General features: G+C 67.7%; 26 protein-coding genes. 18 read left to right on the top strand and 8 right to left on the bottom strand.

Translation table 11 applies throughout. The annotated features are described in order from the left end of the window. Positions 1-18 precede the first annotated feature (18 nt). The gene (locus tag AB3K92_RS38010; RefSeq protein WP_369466815.1) at positions 19-1,374 is read left to right on the top strand and encodes a sigma-54-dependent transcriptional regulator; all 1,356 of its coding nucleotides are present in this window, start codon (positions 19-21) and stop codon (positions 1,372-1,374) included. A gap of 97 nt (positions 1,375-1,471) precedes the next feature. Here AB3K92_RS38010 and AB3K92_RS38005 read toward each other — a convergent pair whose 3' ends face one another. Further along, positions 1,472-2,008, bottom strand: coding sequence for a TlpA disulfide reductase family protein (locus tag AB3K92_RS38005; RefSeq protein WP_027789046.1), 537 nt, complete (start codon positions 2,006-2,008; stop codon positions 1,472-1,474). Positions 2,009-2,169: 161 nt separating this feature from the next. Here AB3K92_RS38005 and AB3K92_RS38000 point away from each other — a divergent pair, with 161 nt between their 5' ends. Beyond that, positions 2,170-2,742, top strand: coding sequence for a hypothetical protein (locus tag AB3K92_RS38000; protein ID WP_059498619.1), 573 nt, complete (start codon positions 2,170-2,172; stop codon positions 2,740-2,742). A 332-nt stretch (positions 2,743-3,074) separates the two neighbouring features. Here the strand turns inward: AB3K92_RS38000 and AB3K92_RS37995 are convergent, their stop codons facing one another. Together AB3K92_RS37995 and AB3K92_RS37990 are read right to left on the bottom strand one after the other, a co-directional pair. Next, complete coding sequence (locus tag AB3K92_RS37995) at positions 3,075-4,679, bottom strand: YifB family Mg chelatase-like AAA ATPase (protein ID WP_369466814.1); 1,605 nt, start codon at positions 4,677-4,679, stop codon at positions 3,075-3,077. A gap of 311 nt (positions 4,680-4,990) precedes the next feature. Then, entirely contained in the window at positions 4,991-5,242 is a 252-nt protein-coding gene (locus AB3K92_RS37990; protein ID WP_006489451.1) for an accessory factor UbiK family protein, read from the bottom strand. 355 nt (positions 5,243-5,597) lie between these two features. On the opposite strand from AB3K92_RS37990, the gene AB3K92_RS37985 reads away from it, so the two are divergent. From AB3K92_RS37985 to ptsP, 7 genes are all read left to right on the top strand, one after another. Beyond that, the gene (locus AB3K92_RS37985) at positions 5,598-5,936 is read left to right on the top strand and encodes a P-II family nitrogen regulator (protein ID WP_027789049.1); all 339 of its coding nucleotides are present in this window, start codon (positions 5,598-5,600) and stop codon (positions 5,934-5,936) included. A 37-nt stretch (positions 5,937-5,973) separates the two neighbouring features. Next, a complete protein-coding gene (locus AB3K92_RS37980; protein ID WP_059489822.1) occupies positions 5,974-7,488 on the top strand; it encodes an ammonium transporter in 1,515 nt (504 codons plus the stop codon). 243 nt (positions 7,489-7,731) lie between these two features. Beyond that, entirely contained in the window at positions 7,732-9,021 is a 1,290-nt protein-coding gene (gene gshA, locus AB3K92_RS37975) for a glutamate--cysteine ligase (protein ID WP_021164335.1), read from the top strand. A gap of 26 nt (positions 9,022-9,047) precedes the next feature. Beyond that, positions 9,048-10,004 carry a glutathione synthase gene (gshB, locus tag AB3K92_RS37970; RefSeq protein WP_027789051.1) on the top strand — a complete coding sequence of 319 codons (957 nt, stop codon included), beginning with the start codon at positions 9,048-9,050 and terminating at the stop codon, positions 10,002-10,004. 230 nt (positions 10,005-10,234) lie between these two features. Next, positions 10,235-10,705: a PTS sugar transporter subunit IIA gene (locus AB3K92_RS37965; RefSeq protein ID WP_021163157.1), complete on the top strand. Its 471-nt coding sequence runs from the start codon at positions 10,235-10,237 to the stop codon at positions 10,703-10,705. 73 nt (positions 10,706-10,778) lie between these two features. After that, the gene (locus AB3K92_RS37960) at positions 10,779-11,048 is read left to right on the top strand and encodes an HPr family phosphocarrier protein (RefSeq protein WP_006477716.1); all 270 of its coding nucleotides are present in this window, start codon (positions 10,779-10,781) and stop codon (positions 11,046-11,048) included. 210 nt (positions 11,049-11,258) lie between these two features. Then, positions 11,259-13,031, top strand: a complete 1,773-nt coding sequence (gene ptsP, locus AB3K92_RS37955; RefSeq protein ID WP_021163156.1) for a phosphoenolpyruvate--protein phosphotransferase — start codon at positions 11,259-11,261, stop codon at positions 13,029-13,031. Between the two features lie 73 nt (positions 13,032-13,104). Here the strand turns inward: ptsP and AB3K92_RS37950 are convergent, their stop codons facing one another. The 3 genes from AB3K92_RS37950 to gpmA all read right to left on the bottom strand — a co-directional run bounded on the left by AB3K92_RS37950 (position 13,105) and on the right by gpmA (position 16,581). Beyond that, the gene (locus AB3K92_RS37950; RefSeq protein WP_021163155.1) at positions 13,105-13,857 is read right to left on the bottom strand and encodes a molybdopterin-synthase adenylyltransferase MoeB; all 753 of its coding nucleotides are present in this window, start codon (positions 13,855-13,857) and stop codon (positions 13,105-13,107) included. A gap of 106 nt (positions 13,858-13,963) precedes the next feature. Further along, positions 13,964-15,511, bottom strand: coding sequence for a S41 family peptidase (locus tag AB3K92_RS37945; RefSeq protein ID WP_021163154.1), 1,548 nt, complete (start codon positions 15,509-15,511; stop codon positions 13,964-13,966). Between the two features lie 323 nt (positions 15,512-15,834). After that, positions 15,835-16,581 (bottom strand): 2,3-diphosphoglycerate-dependent phosphoglycerate mutase, encoded by a 747-nt coding sequence (gene gpmA, locus AB3K92_RS37940; protein WP_021164239.1) that lies wholly within the window; start codon positions 16,579-16,581, stop codon positions 15,835-15,837. 136 nt (positions 16,582-16,717) lie between these two features. Here gpmA and AB3K92_RS37935 point away from each other — a divergent pair, with 136 nt between their 5' ends. From AB3K92_RS37935 to AB3K92_RS37915, 5 genes are all read left to right on the top strand, one after another. Next, positions 16,718-17,140, top strand: coding sequence for a rhodanese-like domain-containing protein (locus tag AB3K92_RS37935; RefSeq protein WP_021164238.1), 423 nt, complete (start codon positions 16,718-16,720; stop codon positions 17,138-17,140). Further along, complete coding sequence (gene grxC, locus AB3K92_RS37930; RefSeq protein ID WP_021164237.1) at positions 17,137-17,397, top strand: glutaredoxin 3; 261 nt, start codon at positions 17,137-17,139, stop codon at positions 17,395-17,397. The genes AB3K92_RS37935 and grxC overlap by 4 nt, the downstream gene beginning before the upstream one ends. Before the next feature lie 107 nt (positions 17,398-17,504). Further along, positions 17,505-17,987 (top strand): protein-export chaperone SecB, encoded by a 483-nt coding sequence (gene secB / locus AB3K92_RS37925; protein WP_011353285.1) that lies wholly within the window; start codon positions 17,505-17,507, stop codon positions 17,985-17,987. A gap of 28 nt (positions 17,988-18,015) precedes the next feature. After that, positions 18,016-19,014 carry an NAD(P)H-dependent glycerol-3-phosphate dehydrogenase gene (locus AB3K92_RS37920; protein WP_027789057.1) on the top strand — a complete coding sequence of 333 codons (999 nt, stop codon included), beginning with the start codon at positions 18,016-18,018 and terminating at the stop codon, positions 19,012-19,014. Positions 19,015-19,109: 95 nt separating this feature from the next. After that, a complete protein-coding gene (locus AB3K92_RS37915) occupies positions 19,110-19,634 on the top strand; it encodes an O-acetyl-ADP-ribose deacetylase (protein WP_059489826.1) in 525 nt (174 codons plus the stop codon). A 34-nt stretch (positions 19,635-19,668) separates the two neighbouring features. Here the strand turns inward: AB3K92_RS37915 and trmL are convergent, their stop codons facing one another. Then, positions 19,669-20,139: a tRNA (uridine(34)/cytosine(34)/5-carboxymethylaminomethyluridine(34)-2'-O)-methyltransferase TrmL gene (gene trmL / locus AB3K92_RS37910; RefSeq protein WP_021164234.1), complete on the bottom strand. Its 471-nt coding sequence runs from the start codon at positions 20,137-20,139 to the stop codon at positions 19,669-19,671. A gap of 105 nt (positions 20,140-20,244) precedes the next feature. Next, a complete protein-coding gene (locus AB3K92_RS37905; RefSeq protein WP_369466813.1) occupies positions 20,245-21,042 on the bottom strand; it encodes a ComF family protein in 798 nt (265 codons plus the stop codon). 81 nt (positions 21,043-21,123) lie between these two features. Here AB3K92_RS37905 and AB3K92_RS37900 point away from each other — a divergent pair, with 81 nt between their 5' ends. From AB3K92_RS37900 to ctaD, 4 genes are all read left to right on the top strand, one after another. Next, positions 21,124-22,089 (top strand): methyltransferase domain-containing protein, encoded by a 966-nt coding sequence (locus AB3K92_RS37900; protein ID WP_027789060.1) that lies wholly within the window; start codon positions 21,124-21,126, stop codon positions 22,087-22,089. 195 nt (positions 22,090-22,284) lie between these two features. Further along, a complete protein-coding gene (locus AB3K92_RS37895; protein WP_021163744.1) occupies positions 22,285-22,809 on the top strand; it encodes a DUF2244 domain-containing protein in 525 nt (174 codons plus the stop codon). Positions 22,810-22,866: 57 nt separating this feature from the next. After that, the gene (gene coxB, locus AB3K92_RS37890; protein ID WP_060278760.1) at positions 22,867-24,459 is read left to right on the top strand and encodes a cytochrome c oxidase subunit II; all 1,593 of its coding nucleotides are present in this window, start codon (positions 22,867-22,869) and stop codon (positions 24,457-24,459) included. A gap of 43 nt (positions 24,460-24,502) precedes the next feature. Then, positions 24,503-26,110 (top strand): cytochrome c oxidase subunit I, encoded by a 1,608-nt coding sequence (ctaD, locus tag AB3K92_RS37885; RefSeq protein ID WP_021163746.1) that lies wholly within the window; start codon positions 24,503-24,505, stop codon positions 26,108-26,110. Positions 26,111-26,158: the final 48 nt, after the last annotated feature.

Below are 26,158 nucleotides of genomic sequence, written 5' to 3'. Positions count from 1 at the left end.
CAGGAGCAAGTGAGTACGATGGCCAACCGCCTGCAAGTGATCTATATCGAAGACGATGCGCTCGTTCGCCGGGCAAGCGTGCAGAGCCTTCAGCTGGCGGGGTTCGACGTCGCCGGCTTCGAGTCGGCCGAGGCAGCCGAGAAGGCGGTCGTCGCGGATACCGCCGGCGCGATCGTCAGCGACATCCGGCTGCCCGGCGCGAGCGGGCTCGACGTGCTCGCGCAGTGCCGCGAGCGCGTCCCCGACGTGCCCGTGATCCTCGTCACGGGGCACGGCGACATCTCGATGGCCGTGCAGGCGATGCGCGACGGCGCATACGACTTCATCGAAAAACCGTTCGCGGCCGAGCGCCTGATCGAGACGGTGCGCCGTGCGCTCGAGCGGCGCGAGCTGGTGCTCGAGAACCACGCGCTGCGGCGCGAGCTTGCCGGGCAGAACGTGGTCGCGCCGCGCATCATCGGCCGCAGCCCCGCGATCGAGCAGGTGCGCAAGCTGATCGCGAACGTCGCGCCGACCGACGCGTCGGTGCTGATCAACGGCGACACGGGCGCCGGCAAGGAGCTGATCGCGCGCAGCCTGCACGAGCTGTCGCCGCGTCGCGACAAGCCGTTCATCGCGGTGAACTGTGGCGCGCTGCCCGAGCCGATGTTCGAATCGGAGATGTTCGGCTACGAGCCCGGCGCGTTCACCGGCGCCGCGAAGCGCCGGGTCGGCAAGCTCGAGTACGCATCCGGCGGCACCTTGTTCCTCGATGAAATCGAAAGCATGCCGCTCGCGCTGCAGGTGAAGCTGCTGCGCGTGCTGCAGGACGGCGTGCTGGAGCGGCTCGGCTCGAACCAGCCGATTCGCGTGAACTGCCGCGTCGTCGCGGCCGCGAAGGGCGACATGAGCGAGCTCGTCGCGGCCGGCACGTTCCGGCGCGACCTGCTGTACCGGCTCAACGTCGTGACGATCGCGCTGCCGCCGCTTGCCGAGCGCCGCGAGGACATCGTGCCGCTGTTCGAGCACTTCATGCTCGATGCGGCCGTGCGTTACGCGCGGCCCGCGCCGGTGCTGACCGACCGGCAGCGCGCGAGCCTGATGCAGCGCGACTGGCCCGGCAACGTGCGCGAGCTGCGCAACGCGGCCGACCGCTTCGTGCTCGGCGTGGCCGACATGCCGCAGGAGACGGGCGCGAACGGCGGCGATGCCGACAACGAGCAGACGCTGAAGGAGCGCATCGAGCAATTCGAGCGCGCGGTGATCGCCGAGGCGCTGAACCAGACGGGCGGCGCGGTCGCCGCGACGGCCGACCGGCTGCATGTCGGCAAGGCGACGCTGTACGAGAAGATGAAACGCTACGGGCTGTCGGCGAAAGGCGAAACCGAGCGCTGAAAAGCGAACGGACCGCGGAACCGGGTTGCCCGGTCGTGCGGTCCGTCGTGCGGGGAAGGGCGCGGCGCGCGCCCCTTCGAGCCGGATCGGGCGGCGCTCAGGCCGCGTTGCTGTCGAGTGCCTTCTTGAGCAGTGCGTCGAGTTCCGCGAACTGCGGTGCGCCGACGTAGCGCTTCAGGATCTTGCCGTCCTTGTCGACGACGAAGGTCGTCGGCGTGAGCTGCACGTTGCCGAACTGCTTCGCGACGCTGCCGTCGTCGAGCGCGACCTTGAACGGCAGCTGGCGCGTCTGCGCGTAGTTCGCGACGTACATCGGCGGATCGTAGTTCATCGCGACCGCGACGAATTCCAGCCCCTGACCCTTGAAGCGATTGTAGGTATCGACCATCTGCGGCATTTCCTGCATGCAGGTCGCGCAGCTCGTCGCCCAGAAGTTCACGAGATAGACCTTCCCTTTCAGGTCGCCTGCGGTCGAGACCTTCTGGCCCGACAGCAGCGTGAACGTGGCGTCCGGCACGGTGGACTTGCCGTTGAACGCGAAGAAGCCGGCAACGGCGATCGCCGCGACGACGGCGGCGGCGACGATGTAGCGGACGGGGCCGGCGCTGCGCCGGGCGGGAGGCGTGGTGTTCATCTGGGGGCTCTCGGAGTCGGTCGATGACGCGGATCGAAGCAAAGGACATCGAAATTCGGCGCTCATTTTAGCGCGAATGCGGGATGTGCACCGACGGCGGCCGCGCATCCCGGAATTCACGTTCGGCGGATAATGCCCGTTTTGCCTGCCCGCTCCACGCCATGCCGAAGGAAGTCACCGATTCGTTGCGCCCCCTTTTTCGTCCGCTGCGACAGTTCGCCGCGCTCGCGTGCATCAGCGTCGCGCTGGCCGCGTGCTCGCCGTCGTATGACTGGCGCACGCTGCACAACGACGCCGGCTACACCGTCGACCTGCCGGCGAAGCCGACCGTCGAGCAGCAGCCGGTGGCGATCGGCGGCGCGTCGATGCCGATGCGGATGCAGGCCGCGCACGTGGACGGCGCGGTGTTCGCGGTCGGCACGCTGACGCTGCCGGACGACAGCGACGACACGCGCCGCGCGGCGCTCGAGTTCCTGCGCACCGGGCTGTCGCGCAATCTCGACGGCGCGCCGCAGACGGCTGCGGTGCCGGTGCCGCTTGCGGCCGGCGGCGCGGTGAACGGGCTCGAGCTGCGCATCGCGGGCGCGGCCGCCGGCGGCGATCGCGCGCGCAAGACGATCGTCGCGCGGCTTGTCGCGCGCGGCCGGCATGCGTACCAGGCCGTCGTGATTGCCGACGGGCCGCTTGCCCAGGAGCAGCTCGACCAGTTTTTCGGGTCGTTCAAGCTCGACTGACGGCATCGGCGAGCGCGCCGGGGCACCCCCTGACAACTGAAAGTTCGTTCGCAACTTTCGGCGCTAGTCGCCGGATTTTGCGAGGTTTTTTCGGCTATCCACAGCGCATGTGGATAACTTTGTTGAAAAGTTGCCCGAATTTCCCGCCAAGCCGCGCGGGACGGCCTTCCGGTCCATTTGGTCGCTCGCTCGCATTTTTGGAAAAGCCAATCAAAACAACGAGATACGGATTCCGTGCTGCAAAGGTCCCGCCGAGCCCCGATCCGGGGCCGGATTGGTGGAATTGTGCATAAGTCAAGTCTTGACAGCCGGATTTTGTCCTCCGAGGGCACTCACAGCGCCGTCAGCGCGCGCCGGTAGCGGATCGCCTCGGCGATTTGCGCGGCCGTCGGCAGCGGGTCGCCGGCCAGGTCGGCGATCGTCCGCGCGACCTTCAGCACACGGAAATACGCGCGCGCCGACCAGCCGAAACGCTCGCCGGCCTCGCGCAGCAGCCGCTCGCCTTCGTCGGTCGGCCGGCACAGGTCGTCGGTTTCGCGGCCGCTCAGCATGTGATTCGTCTTGCCCTGCCGGTCGAGTTGCAGCGCACGCGCGTGTGCGACCCGTGCGGCCACCGCGGCACTCGGCTCGCCGGGCGCCGTCGCGCGCGACGCGAGTTCGGCCGGCGACAGCGCGGGCAGGTCGATCTGGATATCGATGCGATCGACGAGCGGCCCCGACAGCTTGCGCAGGTAGCGCGCGGCGACGTCCGGCGTGCAGCGGCAGCGGCCGGACGGATCGCCGTGCCAGCCGCACGGGCAGGGGTTCATCGCGGCGATCAGCTGGCACGCGGCGGGAAAGTCGGCCTGCTGCGCCGCGCGCGAGATCGTGATGCGGCCGGCTTCCAGCGGCTCGCGCAGCATTTCGAGCACGTGCCGGTCGAATTCCGGGAGCTCGTCGAGAAACAGCACGCCGAGATGGGCGAGCGTGATTTCGCCCGGTTGCGGCGGGTTGCGGCCGCCGACCAGCGCGGCGGCGCTCGACGAATGATGCGGGGCACGGAACGGCCGCCGGCGCCACTGTGCCGGTGAAAAGCCGACGCGGCTGGCGGAGAGGAGCGCCGCCGACGTCAGCGCCTCGTCGTCGGTCAGCGGCGGCAGGAGGCCCGGCAGCCGTGCGGCCAGCATCGACTTGCCGGCGCCCGGCGGCCCGACCATCAGCATGTGATGGCCGCCCGCGGCCGCGACTTCCAGCGCGCGGCGGGCACCGCGCTGGCCGACCACGTCGGCGAGATCGGGGGCGGCCGGCATCGGCAGGCCGTCGAGGCATGGCGCCGCGACCGGTGCGAGCCCAGCGTCGGGCGCCCCGGCGAGGTGGGCGCACAGCGCGGGCAGGTCCGGCGCACCGAACACGGTGACGCCCGGCACGAGCGCCGCCTCGGCGGCGCTGGCGAGCGGCAGGTACAGCTCGGGAGCATTTGACGCGACGGCGGCCGGATCGGGGGCGGCCCGTTGATCACCGCTGCCCGAACCGGAACCCGCACCGCTTACCGCGACCTGCGAGTCCCGCGCGACCCCGCACGCCATCGCGAACGCGCCGCGCATCGGCCGCAGCGCGCCGGTCAGCGACAGTTCGCCTGCGAATTCGCGGCCGGCCAGCGCGTCGGCCGGGATCTGGCCGTTCGCGGCGAGGATGCCGAGCGCGATCGGCAGGTCGAACCGCCCCGACTCCTTCGGCAGGTCGGCCGGCGCGAGGTTGACGGTGATGCGGCGCACCGGGAATTCGAAGCCGCAGTTCTGCAGCGCGGCACGCACGCGCTCGCGGCTTTCGCGGACCTCGAGATCGGGCAGGCCGACGATCGAGAACGACGGCAACCCGTTGGCGAGATGGACTTCGACGGTGACGTCCGGCGCACGGCCGGAGGCGGGCGCGCGACTGCGCACCACGGCGAGCGACATGGCGAGGCTCCTGTAAACAAGACGGACGGGCGACGCTGTTCGTGGCCGCGTGCCGCGGTAATCGGAGAAATCGGTGCGCGCTTGCCGGCGTGGCGCGAGGAAAGAACGAGGGACAGCGAAGAACGGGGGGCTGCGAAGAGCGATGGACTACGAAGAGCGGGGTGCTGCGAATAACGAGGGACAGCGAAGAGCGGAGGTGCTGCGGAGAACGACGGACGACGAGGTGCGGTCGCGCGACTTCAGGGTTTCAGGGTTGCCGGGCGCGGGCCGCACGAGGCGGCCCGCGCCGGACCTTGCGGCCGGGTGGGGCGTCAGGCTTGCGGCGCGGCGAGCTTCTGCTCGAGTTCGGCGACGCGCTTTTCGAGTTCCTCGAGGCGCACACGGGTGCGGGCGAGCACTTGCGCCTGCGTGTCGAATTCCTCGCGCGTGACGAGGTCGAGTTTCGAAAAGCCTTGCGACAGCATGGCCTTCACGTTGCGCTCGACGTCCTTGGCCGGCGAGTTTTTCAGCAGATCGCTGACGCGCGACTGCAGATCGTTGAAAACGTCGCTGGGTTGCTTCATGTGATTCCCCTTCCTTGCACAAAAAATGTGCATCTTCAGTTGCGTACGTGCCCATGATGCACGCATGACCGGAAATGGTGCGCCGGGAGCGCGAATTCCGGGCATGGCGCCGGCATGGGTGAATGGCCCGGTGACCCGGGACGTGCGTGCACTCTAGCAACGTTCCTTTCGCCGCGCCAGCAAACCCGCCCGCGTTGGCCATTCGGCCGGGCTTGCGCACCTTACATCGCGGGATGCGACCCCTTGATGAAGCCCTTTGAAACGGTGCTCGAACCGACATGGCATGCGAGTTGCTGAGGAGAGTCCGTTACAACATTCCAACCAATTCGACGGGACAACTCAGCGAGAGGACTTCATGAAACTCATTACCGCAATCATCAAGCCGTTCAAGCTCGATGAGACGCGCGAGGCGCTGTCGGCGCTTGGCGTCTCGGGAATCACGGTGACCGAGGTAAAAGGGTTCGGCCGCCAGAAGGGGCACACCGAGCTGTATCGCGGCGCCGAATACGTGGTCGATTTCCTGCCGAAGATGAAGATCGAGGCAGCGGTGTCCGACGATCTCGTCGACCAGGCGGTCGAGGCGATCGAGCGGGCCGCGCGCACCGGCAAGATCGGCGACGGCAAGATCTTCGTCACGGCGATCGAACAGGTGATCCGGATTCGCACCGGGGAGACGGGCGCAGACGCGCTGTAACAGAACAGACAAGACAAGCGACAAGAGGAAACCCAAGATGCGCAAACTTCTGATGTCCCTGCTGATGGCCGGCTCGCTGATCGCGGCAGGCGTCGGCTCCGCGCTCGCCGACGACGCGGCGTCCGCCGCCGCTGCGTCCGCGCCCGCCGCAACGGCTTCCGACGCCTCGGCTGCCGCCGCGCCGGCCGCTTCGGCACCGGCCGCAACCGATGCATCTGCACCGGCCGCTGCCGCCGCACCGGCTTCGGGCGCCGCCGACGCATCGGCCGCCGCCGCCGCGTCCGCGCCGGCCGCACCGGCTGCGCCGACCGCACCGTTCTCGGTCGATTCGTCGAAGATCAGCGCGGGCGACACCGCGTGGATGCTGACGTCGACCGCGCTCGTGCTGTTCATGACGATCCCGGGCCTCGCGCTGTTCTACGCGGGCATGGTCCGCAAGAAGAACGTGCTCGCGACCGTGATGCAGAGCTTCGCGATCACCGCGGTGATCACGGTGCTGTGGACGGTGGTCGGCTACAGCCTCGCGTTTACGCCGGGCAACGGCTTCATCGGCGGCCTGTCGCGTGCATTCCTGCACGGCATGAACTACATCAAGGGCGACAAGGCGACGACGCTGACCGTCAGCCATCTCGCGACGACGATTCCGGAATCGGTCTACTTCGTCTACCAGATGACGTTCGCGATCATCACGCCGGCGCTGATCTGCGGCGCGTTCGCCGATCGCATGAAGTTCTCGGCGATGCTCGTGTTCATGACGCTCTGGTCGCTGATCGTCTACGTGCCGGTCGCGCACATGGTGTGGGAGCCGACCGGCTGGCTGTCGGCCGACGGCGTGCTCGACTTCGCGGGCGGCACGGTGGTGCACATCAACGCCGGTATCGCGGGCCTCGTGTCGTGCCTCGTGCTCGGCAAGCGCGTCGGCTACGGCCGCGAATCGATGGCGCCGCACAACCTCGTGCTGACGATGATCGGCGGCTCGATGCTGTGGGTCGGCTGGTTCGGCTTCAACGCGGGCTCCGCGGTTGCCGCTGACGGCCGTGCCGGCTTCGCGATGCTGACCACGCAAGTGGCGACCGCCTGCGCGGCGCTCGGCTGGATGTTTGCCGAGTGGATCGCGAAGGGCAAGCCGTCGGTGCTCGGCATCGTGTCGGGCGCGGTCGCGGGTCTCGTGGCGATCACGCCGGCCGCCGGTTTCGTCGGCGTGGCGGGCGCACTGGTGATCGGCATCGCCGCCGGCGTCGTCTGCTTCTGGTCGGCGACCTGGCTCAAGTCGAAGCTCGGCTACGACGATTCGCTCGACGCGTTCGGCGTGCACGGCATCGGCGGGATTCTCGGCGCGCTGCTGACGGGTGTGTTCGCGGTCAAGGACATCGGCGGCGCCGACGGCAGCCTGCTGCTGCAGGCGAAAGGCGTGCTGATCACGCTGGTCTACAGCGGCGTGCTGAGCTTCGTGCTGCTGAAGCTGATCGACCTGACGATGGGCCTGCGCGTGTCCGAAGAGGAAGAGCGCGAAGGTCTCGACGTGATCCTGCACGGCGAGCACGTGGAATAAGTCACACGAATCAACGGCGGGCCGCCGCGACGACGGCGCCCGCCCCGAATGAGCGCAGCGACTTCGGCCCGCCCACCCGGCGGGCTTTTTTTCTCCTGTCACGCACTGACGTAGCGGATAACCCTTCACTCTATCGGGTCAATAGCCGAAAACTTCCTGCATATCCTTGTGAAGCCGGGAACAATCCCCAAATGGGCAAGGCAATTGCTCTACAATCTTCATTCTCCCGCTCGCGAGTGATTCATGGTTCCCCACCTCGTTACGGCGTTGAACGGTCCGCTGCTCGAACTCGAGCAGAAGATCCTCGACGCGACGCCTGCGATCGAACGCTGGTTCAGGCTCGAATGGCAGGAACACACCCCGCCGTTCTATTGTTCGGTGGACCTGCGCAATGCCGGCTTCAAGCTGGCGCCCGTCGACGCGAACCTGTTTCCCGGCGCGTTCAACAACCTGCCGTCCGAAGTGCTGCCGCTCGCCGTGCAGGCCGCGATGGCCGCGATCGAGAAGATCTGCCCGGACGCGAAGAACCTGCTCGTGATTCCCGAGCTGCCGACCCGCAACGCGTTCTACCTCGAAAACGTCGCGCGCCTCGCGACGATCATGCGCCAGGCCGGCCTGAACGTGCGCTTCGGCTCGCTCGACCCGAGCATCACCGACATGACGCCGATCACGCTGGCCGACGGCCAGAAGATCGTGCTCGAACCGCTCGAGCGTTCGCAGCGCCGCCTCGGCCTGAAGAATTTCGACCCGTGCTCGATCCTGCTGAACAACGACCTGTCGGCCGGCATCCCGGCCGTGCTGGAAAACCTGCACGAGCAGTACCTGCTGCCGCCGCTGCACGCGGGCTGGGCCGTGCGCCGCAAGTCGACGCACTTCGCGTGCTACGACGACGTCGCGAAGAAGTTCGCGAAGATGGTCGGCGTCGATCCGTGGATGGTGAATCCGTATTTCGCGCACGTGGAAGGTGTCGACTGGCAGGCGCATGAAGGCGAACAGGCGCTCGCCGACGCGATCGACGGCGTGCTGAAGAAGATCGCGCGCAAGTACCGCGAATACGGGATCAGCGAGAAGCCGTACGTCGTCGTGAAGGCCGACGCGGGCACGGCGGGGCGCGGCGTGATGACCGTGCACGACGCGGCCGAGATCGGCCGGATGTCGAAGGCCGAGCGCGCGCAGATGGCCGAGTCGAAGGCCGGCCTCGCGGTGCGCGACGTGATCGTGCAGGAAGGCGTGTATACGTTCGAGCGCGTCGGCGACGAAGTGGCCGAGCCCGTTGTATACATGATCGACCGCTACGTGGTCGGCGGCTTCTACCGCACGCACGCCGGCCGCGAGCGCGACCAGAACCTGAACGCGCCCGGCATGCACTACGTGCCGCTCGGCTTCGAGCACACCGCGCTGCCGGATGCCGGCGCGAAGCCGGGTGCCGCGCCGCCGAACCGTTTCTACATGTACGGCGTCGTCGCGCGGCTGTCGCTGATCGCGTCGTCGATCGAACTGGAAAAGACCGACCCCGAAGCCATCCAGGTATAACGGACCTTCGCCACGTACAGGACCTCATGGACATTCTCTTTATCGCCGACCCGCTCGAGCGCTTCAAGATCTACAAGGATTCGACCTACGCGATGATGGCCGAGGCCGCGCGGCGCGGGCATGCGGTGTACGCGTGCCAGCCGCACCAGCTCGCATGGACGGGGAGCGGTGTCGAGGCGGACGTGCAGCGCGTGACGATCGTCGGCGACACGGCCGACCTGCACCGCGAACCGTGGTACGAGGCGGCCGCTCACGAGTCGCGTGCGCTGACGTCGTTCGGCGCGGTGCTGATGCGCAAGGATCCGCCGTTCGACATGGAATACGTAACGGCCACGTGGATGCTCGAGCTTGCCGAACGGGCGGGCGCGCGTGTGTTCAACAAGCCGCAGTCGATTCGCGATCATTCGGAAAAGCTCGCGATCGGCGAGTTTCCGCAATTCGTCGCGCCGACGCTCGTCACGCGCGATGCGGCGCGCCTGCGCGCCTTCCACGCCGAGCACGGCGACGTGATCGTGAAGCCGCTCGACGGGATGGGCGGGATGGGTGTGTTCCGCGTGAAGGCCGACGGGATGAACCTCGGTGCGATCATCGAGATGCTCGGCCATGACGGCACGCGCTCGCTGATGATCCAGAAGTTCATTCCCGAGATCAAGGCCGGCGACAAACGCATTCTGCTGATCGCGGGCGAGCCGGTGCCGTATTCGCTCGCGCGGATTCCGCAGGGCAGCGAGGTGCGCGGCAATCTCGCGGCGGGCGGGCTCGGGGTCGCGCAGCCGCTGACCGCGCGCGATCGCGAGATCGCCGACACGCTCGGGCCCGTGCTCGCGGCGCGCGGGCTGTTGCTGGTCGGCCTCGATGCGATCGGCGACTGGCTGACCGAGGTGAACGTCACGAGCCCGACGTGCTTCCGCGAGATCATGGAGCAGACGGGCTTCGACGTCGCCGCGATGTTCATCGACGCGCTGGAGCGTGCGGCCGCGTAGGCCGTCTCCCGCGCAACCCCGGCGGCGGCCGCGCAGGTCCCCCGTCGCCGGAGCAGCTCGACCGGCCTGCTACAATGCCCGCTTGCCCGGTGCCGCGATCGCGCACCAAAGGCCCGGCGGTCGGGCCGAAACTGTTGCAAGGCTGACCATGAAACGTTTCCCACACTCGCTACGCTCATTGCCCCGCCGCGGGGTATCGGCCCGCCAGGGGCGGCCGGGAGCGATCTGACATGGCCGGGATCCTGATCATCGCGCACGCCCCGCTCGCCACCGCGCTGCGGGACTGCATCGCGCACATCTATGGCGGCGTGCCCGCCCGCATCGGCTGTATCGACGTGATGGCGGACAGCGATCCGGCCCAGGTGATGGCGTTCGCGCATGCGGAGCTCGCGCGGCTCCGGGAAGACAACGGCGTGGTCGTGCTGACCGACATGTACGGCGCGACGCCGGCGAACATCGCCGGCCAGCTCGCGAAGCTCGACAACGTGCGCGTGCTGGCGGGCGTGAACCTGCCGATGCTCGTGCGGGCCGTCTGCTACCGCACCGTGCCGCTCGACAAGCTCGTCGACAAGGCGTTGTCCGGCGGCGCGAAGGGCGTCCACGAAGTGTCGGCCGGCACGCCGCCGCCGCCGACGGAAACCGGCTGCGGCCAGTGCGCGCCGATTCCGCCGGAACCGCAACCGCGCACCGAGTCGCACTGATTTCCCGTTTTCCGTTTTAGACAGCACCGCCGGCGCGCGCCGCCGGCGATCCCGACCGACCCGACCGAGAATCATGCTTCAACAAGAAACCACCATCGTCAATAAATTGGGGCTCCATGCGCGCGCATCGGCCAAGCTTACGCAACTGGCCGGCAACTTCCAGTCGGAAGTCTGGATGACGCGCAACGGGCGCAAGATCAACGCGAAGAGCATCATGGGCGTGATGATGCTGGCGGCGGGCATCGGCAGCACCGTGACGATCGAGACCGAAGGGCCCGACGAGCGGGAAGCGATGGACGCACTGCTGAAACTGATCGCGGACAAATTCGGCGAAGGCCAGTGATCCGCGCGCGCCGCGCACGGGATCGTTGCCGTTTCCAGTCAGAATGCCGCGGATTCCGCGGCATTTTTTTCGTCGGAAGCATTGATGCGGAATGCGCAATGCTGCGGTGCATGCAGTCAGCGGGGAGTCGCGGAATTTATAATCGCTAACCGGGGTCATAAGCGCATCGCAGCAGTGTGCCGCGGCTTTACTTGTACAGAGGAGGTGCGCGTGTCCTTCACGCTGCATGGCATTCCCGTCTCACGAGGTATCGCGATCGGGCGAGCGTACCTGATCGCGCCGGCGGCGCTCGACGTCGCCCATTACCTGATCGACGCAAACCAGACCGATGCCGAGGTCGAGCGCTTCCGCACGGCGCTCGATGTCGTGCATCACGAACTCGAGGCGCTGCGCGCCGACCTGACCGACGACACCCCGAGCGAGGTCGGTGCATTCATCGACGTCCACGCGATGATCCTGGGCGACGAGATGCTCGTGCAGGAAACCATCGACCTGATCCGCACGCGCCGCTACAACGTCGAGTGGGCGCTGACCGAGCAGCTCGAGCTGCTCACGCGTCACTTCGACGACATCGAGGACGAATACCTGCGCGAGCGCAAGGCCGACATCGAGCAGGTGGTCGAGCGCGTGCTTAAGGCGCTCGCCGGTGCACCGTCCGCGTCGCAGGCGCTCGACCGCGCGGCCGCGAACGGCACGAACGAGATGATCGTCGTCGCGCACGACATCGCGCCGGCCGACATGATGCAGTTCAAGTCGCAGTCGTTCCAGGCGTTCGTCACCGACCTCGGCGGCCGCACGTCGCACACGGCGATCGTCGCGCGCAGCCTCGGCATTCCGGCCGCGGTCGGCGTGCAGCACGCGAGCGCGCTGATCCGCCAGGACGACCTGATCATCGTCGACGGCGACCAGGGCATCGTGATCGTCGATCCGGCGCCGATCGTCCTCGAGGAGTATTCGTACCGGCAGTCCGAGAAGCTGCTGGAGCAACGCAAGCTGCAGCGTCTGAAGTTCTCGCCGACGCAAACGTTGTGCGGCACCAAGATCGACCTGTACGCGAACATCGAGCTGCCCGACGACGCGAAGGCGGCCGTCGAGGCCGGCGCGGTCGGTGTCGGGCTGTTCCGTTCCGAGTTCCTGTTCATGCATCAGAAGGAGATGCCGGAAGAGGAGGAGCAGTTCGCCGCCTACAAGCGGGCCGTCGAGTGGATGAAGGGCATGCCGGTGACGATCCGCACGATCGACGTCGGCGCGGACAAGCCGCTCGAGGCGCTCGACGAAGGCTACGAGACGGCGCCGAACCCCGCGCTCGGCCTGCGCGCGATCCGCTGGAGCCTGTCCGAGCCGCAGATGTTCCTCACGCAGTTGCGTGCGATCCTGCGTGCGTCCGCGTTCGGCCAGGTGAAGATCCTGATCCCGATGCTCGCGCACGCGCAGGAGATCGACCAGACGCTCGACCTGATCCGCGAGGCGAAGCGCCAGCTCGACGACGCCGGGCTCGCGTACGATCCGAACGTGCGCATCGGTGCGATGATCGAGATCCCGGCCGCGGCGATCGCGCTGCCGCTGTTCCTGAAGCGGTTCGATTTCCTGTCGATCGGCACGAACGACCTGATCCAGTACACGCTCGCGATCGACCGTGCGGACAACGCGGTCGCGCACCTGTACGACCCGCTGCACCCGGCCGTGCTGCACCTGATCGCCTACACGTTGCGCGAAGCGAAGCGCGCGGGGGTATCCGTGTCGGTGTGCGGGGAGATGGCGGGCGACCCGGCGCTCACGCGCCTGCTGCTCGGGATGGGGCTCACCGAGTTCTCGATGCACCCGAGCCAGCTGCTCGTCGTGAAGCAGGAGATCCTGCGCGCACACCTGAAGGCGCTCGAAAAGCCGACGGCCGACGTGCTCGCCGCGTTCGAGCCGGAGGAAGTGCAGGCCGCGCTGCAGCGCCTGTCGGTCGCCGAGCCGCGCGCGGATGCGGCCGCATAGGCGCCCAAGCCGCCGCTAAGACAGTAGCGAAGTGTCACCACGCATGCGCCGCCTGGCGCATGCCCGTCGCGCGTCAGTGCCGGCCCCCGCACACGGGGCAGTCGGCCTGGCGCGCGATTTTCATCGTCGTCCATTCCATCCGCAGCGAATCGAGCATCATCAGCCGCCCGTTGAGCGTCTTGCCGATGTCGCCGATCACGCGCAGCGCCTCGGCGGCCTGCATCGCACCGATGATCCCGACCGTCGGCGCGAACACCCCCATCGTCGCGCACGCGACCTCCTCGAACGGCTGGTCTTCCGGAAACACGCACGCATAACAGGGCGCGGCCGGGTCGCGAAAATCGAACGTGCTGATCTGGCCGTCGAAGCGCAGCGCGGCGCCCGACACGAGCGGCACGCCGTGCGCGACGCACGCGCGGTTGATCGCGTGTCGCGTCGCGAAGTTGTCGGTGCAGTCGAGCACGACGGTCGCGCCCGGCACGTGCGCGTCGAGCCATGCGTCGTCGACGCGCGCGGCGACCGCGTGCACCTTCACCTCGGGGTTCAGTTGCGCGAGCGTGTCGCGCCCCGATTCGACCTTGCTGCGGCCGACCGAGGCCGTCACGTGCAGGATCTGCCGCTGCAGGTTCGTGAGATCGACCGTGTCGGCGTCGACGAGCGTGATCGTGCCGACGCCCGATGCCGCGAGATACATTGCGGCGGGCGAGCCGAGGCCGCCCGCGCCGACGACGATCGCATGCGCATCGAGAAAGCGCTGCTGCGCCTCGATGCCGATTTCGTCGACGAGGATGTGGCGGGAGTAGCGAAGGAGTTGATCGTCGTTCATGGGGGGAGTCGTGGGCGAAGCGGCGGACGTGTCGTTATTTTAGGCGCGCATGAAAAACGGGCCATCGCGGTCTTCCCGCGATGGCCCGTCGGATGCCGGCCGGCGCTTACTTCGGCGCCGACGCGGGCTTCGGTGCGGAAGCCGGCTTCGCGCTTGCGCCCGATGCCTTCGGGGCCGTGGCGGCCTTGCCGGCCGTGGCCTTCGTGCTTTCGGCGAGCAGCGACTTCGATTCCTGCACCGGCTTGCCTTCGAGCTTGTTGAGCGCCTGCTGCATCATGAAGTCGTCGGCGCTGCCGAACTCGATCGGCTTGCGATCGCGATCCTTCTGGCGCTGCTCCGGCGTCTTCTTGTCGTTCTGCTCTTCGAGGACGCGCAGTTGATCCATCCGGCGCTGCTCGCGCTCTTCCTGTTCCTTCTTCTCGTTCGGATCCTGCGTGTTCGCGAGGTGGTTCGTGTAGTCGACCTCGCGCGTCACGAGCACGTCGTCCGGATCGCCGTCCGCGTACTGATCGACCGGCACGTCCGGCGTGATGCCCTTGTTCTGGATCGAACGGCCGCTCGGCGTGTAGTAGTAGGCGGTGGTCAGGCGCAGCGCGGTGTCGGCCGTCATCGGGCGGACCGTCTGCACCGAACCCTTGCCGAACGTCGTCTTGCCCATGATCTGCGCGCGCTTCGAATCCTGCAGCGCACCGGCGACGATTTCCGACGCGGATGCCGAATAGGCGTTCGTCAGCACGATCATCGGCACCGTCTTGAAGACCGGCGGCAGGTTCTTCAGCGGATCGCCGTCGAAGGACGGCAGGCGATAGTTGTCGTACGTATCGCGGTAGACCTGCTTCGAATCGGGGATCTGGCCGTTGGTCGACACGACGACGGAGTCGGGCGGCAGGAACGCGCCGGCCACGCCGACCGCGCTCTGCAGCAGGCCGCCGCCGTTGTTGCGCAGGTCGAGGACGAGGCCCTTCAGGTTCGGCTGCTGGCGTGCGATGTCCTGCAGCTTCTGCGCGAGGTCGGGCGTCGTGCGTTCCTGGAAGCTCGTGATGCGGACATACGCATAGCCCGGATCGAGGATCTTCATCTTCACGCTCTGGACCTTGATGATCGCGCGCGTGACGGTGACCGGGAACGTGCGGTCGTCGCTCTTGCGGAAGATCGTCAGCGTGACCTTGGTGCCCGGCTCGCCGCGCATCTGCTTCACGGCCTTGTCGAGCGTCATGCCGCGCACCGGCTTGTCGTTGATGCGCGTGATCAGGTCGCCCGGACGGATGCCGGCGCGGAACGCGGGCGTATCTTCGATCGGCGAGATCACCTTGACGAGGCCGTCTTCCTGCGAGATCTCGATGCCGAGACCCGCGAAGCGGCCCTTCGTCTGCTCCTGCAGCTCGTCATAGTCGGTCTTGTCGAGGAACGACGAGTGCGGGTCGAGGCTCGACACCATGCCCTTGATCGCGGCCGTCAGCAGCTTCTTGTCGTCGACCGGTTCGACGTACTCGCGCTTGATCTGTCCGAAGACTTCCGCGAACAGGCGGAGCTGGTCGAGGGGAAGCGGCGCCGTGGCGGTCTGCTCGGCCGATGCGGAAACCTGCAGCGTGGCGAACACGCCCGTGGCGAGGCCCGCGGCAATCAGGCCGATGTTCTTCAATTTCATTCGCATAGAGATCTGGTGCGGTCGGGAAGCGCGTGGCGGTAGCGGGGATGTAGCGGACAAGTATAACTGTTCGTCCGAAGACTCAGTGGAACGGCGCGAATTGCGTCGCAGCGGGCGTCGCGGCGGCCCCGGAAGGCGGCCCGGCCGGGCACCGCCGGACGCGCCGCGGGTTCGAAAGCGGTTTCGACAGCGCCGGGGGCGCGAAGGTTCGCGCGGTGCGCCGGCAAGGGGCGGGGCCGGGGTCGGGCCTGCCGGGCCGGACGCGGCCCGCCCGGCCCGGCAGGCTCACTCGGCCGGTTCGGTCGGCCGACTCGCCCGGCCGACGGGCGTCAGCCCGCCTTGCCCTGCTTCGCGACGGCGGCCTGCGCCTGCGCGATCGCGTCCTGGTCGCCGAGGTAATAGTGCTTGATCGGCTTCAGGTTCTCGTCGAGTTCATACACGAGCGGCACGCCGTTCGGGATGTTCAGGCCGACGATGTCGCTGTCCGAGATGCCGTCGAGGTACTTGATCAGCGCGCGCAGCGAGTTGCCGTGCGCGGCGATCAGCACCTGCTTGCCGGCGCGGACCGCCGGGGCGATCGACTCGTTCCACAGCGGCAGCACGCGCGCGACCGTGTCCTTCAGGCACTCGGTGAGCGGCAGCTGCTCGCGCGGCACCTTCGCGTAGCGCGGGTCGTTGAACGGCGCGCGTTCGTCGGTCGGCTCGAGCGCGGGCGGCGGCGTGTCGTAGCTGCGGCGCCACACGAGCACCTGGTCGTCGCCGAACTTCGCGGCCGTTTCCGCCTTGTTCAGGCCCGACAGCGCGCCGTAGTGGCGCTCGTTCAGGCGCCACGAGTGGACGACCGGCAGGTACATCAGGTCCATCCGGTCCTGCACGTGCCACAGCGTGCGGATCGCGCGCTTGAGTACCGACGTGTACGCGATGTCGAACGTGTAGCCGGCCTCCTTGAGCAATTCGCCGGCCTGGTAGGCCTCGTTGCGACCCTGTTCGGTCAGGTCGACGTCGACCCAGCCGGTGAAGCGGTTTTCCTTGTTCCACGTCGATTCGCCGTGGCGGATGAGAACGAGTTTGTACATGGATCTTGCGGTCGGTAGTGATAGGGAAGCGGGGCGCGTCGTACGGGACCCGACCGGGGCCCGCCATCGCGCAAGACGGTTATTTTATAATGGCGGGATTGTCCTCATCCGATTTCTCTTTTTCCGGCGGAATTCCGTGACGTTCTTTACCGATTACACCAACCTGGCCCTTATCGCGATCCTGGTGGTATCCGGCGGCCTGCTGGCCTGGCCCGCGCTGCGCCGCGGTCGCGGCGGCCTGTCGGCCGCAGAGGCGACACAACTCATCAACCGCCGCAACGCGGTCGTGATCGACGTGCGCGCTGCGTCCGACTTCGCGGCCGGCCACCTGCCGTCGGCCCGTCAGGTCGCGGCGGGCGAGATCGGCGCGAAGATCGCGCAGGTCGCGAAGAACAAGAGCACGCCGGTGCTGCTCGTCTGCCAGAACGGCCAGCAGTCGCAGAAGGCGGCGCGCGAGGTCGAGGCGGCGGGCTACGCCGAGGTGCACGTGCTCGAGGGCGGCGTGGCTGCCTGGCAGCAGGCCGGGATGCCGGTCGTCAAACAAGGAGTGGCGAAGTGAACAAGGTTTTGATGTACAGCACGCAGGTGTGTCCGTATTGCATCCAGGCCGAGCGCCTGCTGAAGCTGCGCGGTGTCGAGCAGATCGAGAAGGTGCTGATCGACCGCGATCCGGCCCGCCGCGACGAAATGATGTCGCGCACGGGGCGCCGCACGGTACCGCAGATCTATATCGGCGACACGCACGTCGGCGGCTACGACGATCTGTCGAAGCTCGACCGCGAAGGCGGCCTCGTTCCGCTTCTGCAAGCGGCCTGATTAGGGCAGAATGGCCGCCGGCCGCGCCGCGGCTTGGGCGCGCAGGATTCATCCGTGGCGGCCGGCGCGAAGCCGGGCCGCCCCGTCACCACTTTTAGGGAAACACCATGTCCGACGTCGAAAACCAACCGTTCTTCAACATCCAGCGCGTCTACCTGAAGGATATGTCGCTCGAGCAGCCGAATTCGCCGGCGATCTTCCTCGAGCAGGACATGCCGTCGGTTGAAGTCGAAGTCGACGTGAAGGCCGACCGCCTCGCGGAAAGCGTGTTCGAAGTCGTCGTGTCGGGCACCGTCACCGCGAAGGTGAAGGACAAGGTCGCGTTCCTGATCGAAGCGAAGCAGGCCGGCATTTTCGACATCCGCAACATTCCGGACGAACAGCTCGACCCGCTCGTCGGCATCGCGTGCCCGACGATCCTGTTCCCGTACCTGCGTTCGAACATCGCCGACGCGATCACGCGCGCGGGCTTCCCGCCGATCCACCTGGCGGAAATCAACTTCCAGGCGCTGTACGAACAGCGTCTCGCGCAGCTTCAGCAGCAGGCCGGCGCCGCAGCAGGCGCGCCGAACGGCACGACGCTGAACTGACGTTTTGCTCGGAGGACCGGTGCTGGGTATGAAAGTAGCCGTTCTCGGCGCCGGTGCCTGGGGCACCGCGCTCGCGGGCCATCTGGCCGCGCGGCACGATACGCTTCTGTGGGCGCGCGATGCCGCGCTCATCGCCGGGCTGCAGGCCCGGCACGAAAATTCCCGCTATCTGGACGGCATCGCGCTGCCTGACGCGTTGCGCTACGACGCCGATCTCGGCGCCGCGCTCGCGCACGGCGCCGCGGACGACGCTCTGTGCGTGATCGCCGCGCCGGTGGCCGGGCTGCGCACGCTGTGTCATGCGATGCGCGCTGCGGGCTGCGTGCCCGCGCACATCGTCTGGGTCTGCAAGGGCTTCGAGGCCGACACGCATCTGCTGCCGCATCAGGTAATCGCGGCCGAGCTGCCCGAACAGCACAGCAACGGCGTGCTGTCGGGGCCGAGCTTTGCACGCGAGGTCGGGCAGTCGCTGCCCGTCGCGCTGACGGTGGCGAGCACGTCCGCCGAATGCCGCGAGCGCACGCTCGCTGCGTTCCATCACGGCGCGATGCGGATCTATACGGGTGACGACGTGGTCGGCGTCGAGGTCGGCGGCGCGGTGAAGAACGTGCTCGCGATCGCGACCGGTATCGCCGACGGCCTCGGCCTCGGGCTGAACGCGCGTGCCGCGCTGATCACGCGCGGCCTCGCCGAAATGTCGCGGCTGGGTGTCGCGCTCGGCGGCCGTGCGGAAACCTTCACGGGCCTGACCGGCCTCGGCGACCTGATCCTCACCGCAACGGGCGACCTGTCGCGCAACCGCACGGTCGGCCTGCAACTGGCGGCCGGCCGCACGCTGAACGACATCCTCGGCGCGCTCGGCCACGTGGCCGAAGGCGTGCGCTGTGCGCAGGCCGTGCTGGCCATCGCGCGGGCGCAGTCGATCGAAATGCCGATCACCGAAGCCGTGTGCGGCGTGCTGTTCGACGGCATCGCGCCGCGCGACGCCGTCAGCGGCCTGCTGCGGCGCGACGCGCGCGCCGAGTAGCGCGACCCGGCGCCGCCTGGCGCCGTGTTCGCCGCGGGCGCGCGGCGTCAAAGCGCGCTACGCTTGAACAGTCTCCGGCGCTCCGGGAGGTTGTCATGCTGCAGATTCATTCCACCACGCTCGATGCGCAGGTCGTCGACATCACGACGCTCGATGTCGACGCGATCGTCAACGCCGCGAACGGCTCGCTGCTCGGCGGGGGTGGCGTCGACGGCGCGATCCACCGCGCGGCCGGCCCCGGCCTGCTCGCCGAGTGCCGCACGCTCGGCGGCTGCGACACGGGCGACGCCAGGCTCACGCGCGGCCACGGGCTGCCGGCGCGTTACGTGATCCATGCGGTCGGGCCCGTGTGGCATGGCGGCGGGCGCGGCGAGGCCGACCTGCTCGCGTCGTGCTACCGCCGCGCGATCGAGCTGGCCGAGGAGGTCGCGGCGACGTCGATCGCGTTCCCGGCGATCAGCTGCGGAATCTATCGTTATCCGGCCGAAGAAGCCGTCGACATCGCCGTGGGCACCGTCGCCGAAATGCTGCCGCAGGCGCCGAACCTCGCACGCGTGGTGTTCGCGTGCTTTTCCCCCGACATCTACGACCTGTACCGCGCGCGGCTCACGCGGACGTGACGCCTTCCGCGGGGCGGGAGGCGCCGTCCCGGCGTCATGCGCCGCCTTCGAACCCGGCCTGGCGCCACGCCTCGAACACGACCACCGCGACCGTGTTCGACAGGTTCAGGCTGCGGTTGTCCGGCCGCATCGGCAGGCGCACGCGCTGTTCGTTCGGGAAGCGCTCGAGCAGTTCGGCGGGCAGGCCGCGCGTCTCCGAGCCGAACACGAACCAGTCGCCGGGCAGGAATGCATGATCGTGGAAGCGGCCCGAGCCGCGTGTCGTGAACGCGAACATTCGCGCCGGATCGGGCGTTTCCGCCGCGATGAACGCGTCCCAGTCGCGGTGTACGCGCATCTGCGCATACTCGTGATAGTCGAGGCCCGCACGGCGCATCCGCGCGTCGTCGAGCGGGAAGCCGAGCGGCTCGATCAGGTGCAGGCGCGCGCCCGTGTTGGCGCACAGGCGGATCACGTTGCCGGTGTTCGGCGGGATTTCGGGGGCGACGAGGACGACGTTGAACATGTTCCGGTTTGGCTGGGCCGGCCGGGGCGGCGCTACGCGCGCGTTCCCGGCCGGCCGGTTCGTGACGGCCGCCGCCGTGTCCGGTCGGTCGGCCTCTCTATCTAATTAATCCCTGGCGGTGCGCAGCGCAACCAGATTCGTCACGCGTGCGGCACCCGCCGCCTTCAGTGCGTGCGCGGCGGCCGCGAGCGTCGCGCCGGACGTCATCACGTCGTCGACGAGCGCAACGTGGCGGCCGGCGACGCCGCCCGCCACTGCGAATGCCGCGATCACGTTGTCGCGCCGTGCGTGCCGGTCGAGCCGCGACTGCGGCGCGGTGTCGGCGATGCGCGCGAGCAGCGCCGCATCCGCGCGCACGCCGAGCCGCCGCGCGAGCGGGCGCGCGATCGCCCACGCCTGGTTGTAGCCGCGCGCGACGAGCCGCCGGTGCGACAGCGGCACCGGCGCCACCAGGTCGAAGCCGCCGGCGCCGGGCGTATCGTCGATCAGCCGCGCGAGCCGTGCCGCGAATTCGGTGCCGAGCGCGAGTTGCCGGTGAAACTTCAGGCCGCGCGCGAGCCCGTCGAGCGGCGCGCGGTAATCCGCCAGCGCGAGCGTCGCATCGAACGGCGGCGGTGCCGCACGGCACGCGTCGCAACGGTACGCGGCCGCGCTGCCGGCGTGAGCCCCGCGGGCCCGGTACGAACGCGGTTGCCCGATGCCCAGCGGTATCGCGCAGACGCCGCAGCGCAGCCGCGCTTCGTTCCAGTACGCGGCGTCGCAGGCGACGCAAATCATCGTGTGTGACAAATTGCCGCACAGTGCGCAGCGATTCGGCAGCGCGACCGCGGCGACGCGCGCGGCCAGCGCGCGAACCTGCGACAAAGCGACGCGCATCGTGCGCCGGGCGGAACTGCGGATCATCGCAACACTCCTGACACCCCGCCTCAATGAAGCCTGCGGGGCGAGCGAGTATACTTCGGGCTCTTCGCCAGTGTGCCCGACATGTCCCCAGCTTCGACTTCAACCGGCCGTCCGGCCAATGACGCAAGGCGCCTGCGGCGGATCTTCGACCGCCGCGCCGCCACGTTCGACGCGGTCGCGTTCCTGCCGCGCGAGATCGCGCAGCGGATGAACGAGCGCCTCGAATACATCAAGGTCAGCCCCGCGGCGGTGCTGGACGCGGGATGCGGCCCGGGGGACGACCTGCCGGCGCTGCGCGCGCGCTTTCCGGAGGCACCCGTATTCGGCGTCGACCTGTCCGGCGCGATGCTCGCGCGAGCCGGTCAGCGCGAGGTCGAGCAGACGAGCTGGCGCCGCTGGCTGCCGGCCTCGCTCGGCCGTGCGCTCGGCCAGCGCGGCCCCCGCGTCGCCCAGGCCGACTTCGCCGCGCTGCCGTTCCCGGGCGGCGCGTTCGACCTGATCTGGTCGAATCTCGCGCTCCACTGGCATTCGCGTCCGGACACGGTGCTGCCCGAATGGCAGCGCGTGCTGCGCGTGAACGGGCTGCTGATGTTCAGCACGCTCGGCCCCGACACGCTGCGCGAACTGCGCGCGGCCTGCGCGGATGCGGAAGCGGCGCTCGGCATCGCGCCGCCCGCCGCGCGCGTGATCGATTTCGTCGACATGCACGACCTCGGCGACATGCTCGTCGAGAGCGGCTTCGAGATTCCCGTGATGGATCAGGAAGTGCTGACCGTCACCTACAAGACCCCCGACTCCCTGCTGGCCGACGTGCGCCGCTGGGGCGCCTATCCGTTCGAGCGCGAGGCGCCGCAGCGCGCGACCCGGCGCTTTCGCGCGGCGCTCGGCGACGCGCTGGAGGCGCGCCGGCGCGCGGACGGCACGATCGCCCTGACGTTCGAGGTGATCTACGGCCATGCGTGGAAGGCCGTGCCGCGCACGACTGCCGAGGGGCACGGGATCGTGCGCATCGAGGACATCGGAAAGGGGCGTCCGAAGAATCGGTAGAGCGGTAAAGAGGGGTTTTGTTATGTCTGAAATTAGCGGCGCAAAGCGGGGTCGAATTGGCGCCTGAAATGGCCGGAAAGCTTGTCGCGCTTGGCTTGCGGGGCGATAGCCGCTTGCTTGTGGATGCCATTGAACCCGCCTATAATGCGTCAGCTTGTCGTCCCGGGGTCCCCGCAATACGGGGCGACGAGTCCGATGCAGGCATGCATCGCATGCCATTCGCGTGAGGCGGCGATGGAAGCAGCGAGGGTTTTGGCGGAGACGACGAACGGCGAGCCGGTCCTCGAAGACTGGCTGATGAAACGCAACTGTTCGGCGTCGCCGCGCCAGTTCGTGCTGTTTTACGCGTCGCTCGCGGGCTTCTCGCTGGTGATCGCGACATTGCTGATGTGGCGGGGGGCCTGGCTCGTCATGCCCTTCACCGGAATCGAGTTGCTGGCGGTGGGTGTCGCATTTGCGATCTATGCTCGCCATGCGGTCGATTACGAACGCATCAGGCTGTATCCGCACCGGCTCGTGATCGAGCGGATGGATGCGGAGCGGCTCACGCAGATCGAATTCAACCCGCGCTGGGTGCGGGTCGAGCCGGGTGCGACGCCACGCGATCCGATTCGGCTGGTATCGCGCGGGCAGACCGTCGTAATCGGGCAGCATCTCGCGCAGTACAAGCGTGCGCAGTTCGCCGACGAACTGCGTGCATCGCTCAGGCGCTGCGGCTGACGAGGCGCGGGCACTGGCCGGAAACGGGCCGGGGGCTTGCGACGGGGGAGGGTTTGAATGGAAATTTTGGGTAAGGATGCTATGAAAACAATCAAGCGAGCCCTCACGGGCGTGCTGGCATGCAGCGGATTGCTCTTTGCCGGTGCCGCCCTGGCGGTCGGTGATAGCCCGGGCGGCCCCCGCGTCAACGAGATCAACTTTCAGCCGCCGGTCACGAAAATCGCCGAGGAGCTCTACGATCTCCACACGATGATGCTGATCCTGTGTACGGTGATCTTCGTCGGCGTGTTCGGTGTGATGTTCTATTCGATCTTCGCGCACCGCAAATCCAAGGGCCACAAGGCCGCCAATTTCCATGAAAGCACGACCGTCGAGATCATCTGGACGATCGTGCCGTTCGTCATCGTCGTGCTGATGGCGCTGCCGGCGACGAAGGCCGTCGTCGCGATGAAGGACACGACCAACGCCGATCTCACGATCAAGGTCACCGGCTACCAGTGGAAGTGGGGCTACGACTACGTGAAGGGCCCGGGCGAGGGCATCGGCTTCCTGTCGACGCTGTCCACCCCGCGTGACGAAGTGATGGGCAAGAAGCCGATCACCGACACCTACCTGCAGGAAGTCGACAACCCGCTCGTCGTGCCGGTCAACAAGAAGATCCGCATCATCACGACCGCGAACGACGTCGTCCACTCGTGGTACGTGCCCGCGTTCGGCGTGAAGCAGGATGCGATCCCCGGCTTCGTGCGCGACACGTGGTTCAAGGCCGACAAGGTCGGTACGTTCCGCGGTTTCTGTACCGAGCTGTGCGGCAAGGAACACGCGTACATGCCGGTCGTCGTCGAAGTCCTGTCGGACGACGACTACGCGAAGTGGGTCACCGCGCAGAAGGCCAAGCTGGCCGGCGCCGCAGTCGATCCGAACAAGGTCTACACGATGGCCGAACTCGTCGCGCACGGCGAGGAAGTCTACAAGGCGAACTGCGCGGCCTGCCACCAGGTGAGCGGCAAGGGCCTCGGCGCATTCCCGGCCATGGACGGCAGCCCGATCGTGAACGGCCCGATCGCCGGCCACGTCGAGCGCGTGCTGCACGGCAAGGGCGCGATGCCGTCGTGGGCGTCGCTGTCGGATCTCGACATCGCTTCGGTCATCACGTACGAACGCAACTCGTGGGGCAACCACAAGAACGACCTGCTGCAGCCGAAGCAAGTGGCCGACGCGCGTAACGGCAAGATGCCGGAAGACGCGGCGGGCGCGGCACCGGCAGAGGCGGCTTCGGCACCGGCGCAAGCCGCGTCGGGCGCCGCTGAACAGCCGGCGGCAGCAGCGGCATCGGCCGCGCTGTCGACGATCTACTTCGAAACGGGCAAGAGCGTGCTGCCGGCCGACGCGAAAGCGGCGATCGCCGCCGCGGCCGACTATGCGAAGGCACATCCGGACGCGAAACTCGCGCTGTCGGGCTTCACCGACAAGACGGGCTCGGCCGACGCGAACGCCGAACTGGCGAAGCATCGCGCGCAAGCCGTGCGCGACGCGCTGAAGGCAGCAGGCGTGGCGGAAGACCACATTATTCTCAAAAAGCCGGAAACGATCACGGGCGGGGCGGACGCGAAGGAAGCCCGGCGTGTCGAGATCGGGCCGGCGGCTTGACGTGTCGCTGAGTTAGTCGACGTATTCGCATTAGGAGATTCTCATGTCTAGCATCGGGCACGACGTAGCCGCGGACCACGCGCACGACGACCACGCGCACGAAATGCCGCACGGCTGGCGGCGCTGGCTGTTCGCCACCAACCACAAGGACATCGGTACGCTGTACCTGCTGTTCTCGTTCATCATGTTCCTGTCGGGCGGCGTGATGGCCCTCGGCATCCGGGCCGAGCTGTTCGAGCCGGGCCTGCAGATCATGCGTCCGGAGTTCTTCAACGAACTCACGACGATGCACGGCCTGATCATGGTGTTCGGCGCGATCATGCCGGCGTTCGTCGGCTTCGCGAACTGGATGATTCCGCTGCAGATCGGCGCATCCGACATGGCGTTCGCGCGGATGAACAACTTCAGCTTCTGGCTGCTGCCGGTCGCTGCCGTGCTGCTGGTCGGTTCGTTCTTCGCGCCGGGCGGCGCGACGGCCGCCGGCTGGACGCTGTACGCGCCGCTGTCGACGCAGATGGGCCCGGGCATGGACTTCGCGATCTTCGCGGTGCACATCATGGGTGCGTCGTCGATCATGGGCGGGATCAACATCGTCGTGACGATCCTGAACATGCGCGCACCGGGCATGACGCTGATGAAGATGCCGATGTTCGCATGGACGTGGCTGATCACGGCGTACCTGCTGATCGCGGTGATGCCGGTTCTGGCGGGCGCGATCACGATGGTGCTGTTCGACCGTCACTTCGGCACGTCGTTCTTCAACGCGGCAGGCGGCGGCGACCCGGTGATGTACCAGCACATCTTCTGGTTCTTCGGCCACCCCGAGGTGTACATCATGATTCTGCCGGCGTTCGGGATCGTGTCGCAGGTGATCCCGGCGTTCGCACGCAAGACGCTGTTCGGCTATAGCTCGATGGTGTACGCGACGGCTTCGATCGCGATCCTGTCGTTCATGGTCTGGGCGCACCACATGTTCGCAACGGGCATGCCGGTCACCGGCCAGCTGTTCTTCATGTACGCGACGATGCTGATCGCGGTGCCGACGGGCGTGAAGGTGTTCAACTGGCTCGCGACGATGTGGCGCGGCTCGATGACCTTCGAAACCCCGATGCTGTTCGCGATCGGCTTCCTGTTCGTGTTCACGTTTGGCGGCCTCACTGGCCTGATGCTCGCGATGGCGCCGCTCGACATCCAGTATCACGGCACCTACTTCGTGGTGGCGCACTTCCACTACGTGCTGGTGGCCGGCTCGCTGTTCGCGCTGTTCTCGGGCTGGTACTACTGGGCGCCGAAGTGGACGGGCTGGATGTACAACGAGACGCGCGGCAAGATCCACTTCTGGGCGTCGATGATCTTCTTCAACCTGACGTTCTTCCCGATGCACTTCGTCGGTCTCGCCGGCATGCCGCGTCGTTATGCGGACTACCCGGCGCAGTTCACGGACTTCAACCAGGTCGCGACGATCGGCGCATTCGGCTTCGGCCTCGCGCAGGTGTACTTCCTGTTCGCGGTCGCGCTGCCGGCCTACCGTGGCGGCGGCGAGCTGGAAAAGGCGTCGGACAAGCCGTGGGACGGCGCGACGGGCCTCGAGTGGACGGTGCCGAGCCCGGCTCCCTTCCATACGTTCGAGCAACCGCCGCACGTCGAATAAGTTTCACCCAGCGCTCCGCCGTTGCCTGCCGCGCAGGCAGGCGCGGCG

The sequence above is a fragment of the Burkholderia sp. Bmkn7 genome, assembly GCF_041103175.1.
GTDB classification, from domain to species: Bacteria; Pseudomonadota; Gammaproteobacteria; order Burkholderiales; family Burkholderiaceae; genus Burkholderia; species Burkholderia cepacia.
The sequence above is the reverse complement of the archived record's forward strand: the minus strand, read 5'-3'. Positions and strand labels throughout refer to the sequence as shown.

Excerpts from the sequence above, each read along its gene's own strand:
- AB3K92_RS38010 (WP_369466815.1), top strand. The coding sequence starts at position 19 with ATGGCCAACCGCCTGCAAGTGATCTATATCGAAGACGATGCGCTCGTT.
- AB3K92_RS38005 (WP_027789046.1), bottom strand. The coding sequence starts at position 2,008 with ATGAACACCACGCCTCCCGCCCGGCGCAGCGCCGGCCCCGTCCGCTAC.
- AB3K92_RS38000 (WP_059498619.1), top strand. The coding sequence starts at position 2,170 with ATGCCGAAGGAAGTCACCGATTCGTTGCGCCCCCTTTTTCGTCCGCTG.
- AB3K92_RS37995 (WP_369466814.1), bottom strand. The coding sequence starts at position 4,679 with ATGTCGCTCGCCGTGGTGCGCAGTCGCGCGCCCGCCTCCGGCCGTGCG.
- AB3K92_RS37990 (WP_006489451.1), bottom strand. The coding sequence starts at position 5,242 with ATGAAGCAACCCAGCGACGTTTTCAACGATCTGCAGTCGCGCGTCAGC.
- AB3K92_RS37985 (WP_027789049.1), top strand. The coding sequence starts at position 5,598 with ATGAAACTCATTACCGCAATCATCAAGCCGTTCAAGCTCGATGAGACG.
- AB3K92_RS37980 (WP_059489822.1), top strand. The coding sequence starts at position 5,974 with ATGCGCAAACTTCTGATGTCCCTGCTGATGGCCGGCTCGCTGATCGCG.
- gshA (WP_021164335.1), top strand. The coding sequence starts at position 7,732 with ATGGTTCCCCACCTCGTTACGGCGTTGAACGGTCCGCTGCTCGAACTC.
- gshB (WP_027789051.1), top strand. The coding sequence starts at position 9,048 with ATGGACATTCTCTTTATCGCCGACCCGCTCGAGCGCTTCAAGATCTAC.
- AB3K92_RS37965 (WP_021163157.1), top strand. The coding sequence starts at position 10,235 with ATGGCCGGGATCCTGATCATCGCGCACGCCCCGCTCGCCACCGCGCTG.
- AB3K92_RS37960 (WP_006477716.1), top strand. The coding sequence starts at position 10,779 with ATGCTTCAACAAGAAACCACCATCGTCAATAAATTGGGGCTCCATGCG.
- AB3K92_RS37950 (WP_021163155.1), bottom strand. The coding sequence starts at position 13,857 with ATGAACGACGATCAACTCCTTCGCTACTCCCGCCACATCCTCGTCGAC.
- AB3K92_RS37945 (WP_021163154.1), bottom strand. The coding sequence starts at position 15,511 with ATGCGAATGAAATTGAAGAACATCGGCCTGATTGCCGCGGGCCTCGCC.
- gpmA (WP_021164239.1), bottom strand. The coding sequence starts at position 16,581 with ATGTACAAACTCGTTCTCATCCGCCACGGCGAATCGACGTGGAACAAG.
- secB (WP_011353285.1), top strand. The coding sequence starts at position 17,505 with ATGTCCGACGTCGAAAACCAACCGTTCTTCAACATCCAGCGCGTCTAC.
- AB3K92_RS37920 (WP_027789057.1), top strand. The coding sequence starts at position 18,016 with ATGAAAGTAGCCGTTCTCGGCGCCGGTGCCTGGGGCACCGCGCTCGCG.
- AB3K92_RS37915 (WP_059489826.1), top strand. The coding sequence starts at position 19,110 with ATGCTGCAGATTCATTCCACCACGCTCGATGCGCAGGTCGTCGACATC.
- trmL (WP_021164234.1), bottom strand. The coding sequence starts at position 20,139 with ATGTTCAACGTCGTCCTCGTCGCCCCCGAAATCCCGCCGAACACCGGC.
- AB3K92_RS37905 (WP_369466813.1), bottom strand. The coding sequence starts at position 21,042 with ATGATCCGCAGTTCCGCCCGGCGCACGATGCGCGTCGCTTTGTCGCAG.
- AB3K92_RS37900 (WP_027789060.1), top strand. The coding sequence starts at position 21,124 with ATGTCCCCAGCTTCGACTTCAACCGGCCGTCCGGCCAATGACGCAAGG.
- AB3K92_RS37895 (WP_021163744.1), top strand. The coding sequence starts at position 22,285 with ATGCAGGCATGCATCGCATGCCATTCGCGTGAGGCGGCGATGGAAGCA.
- coxB (WP_060278760.1), top strand. The coding sequence starts at position 22,867 with ATGGAAATTTTGGGTAAGGATGCTATGAAAACAATCAAGCGAGCCCTC.
- ctaD (WP_021163746.1), top strand. The coding sequence starts at position 24,503 with ATGTCTAGCATCGGGCACGACGTAGCCGCGGACCACGCGCACGACGAC.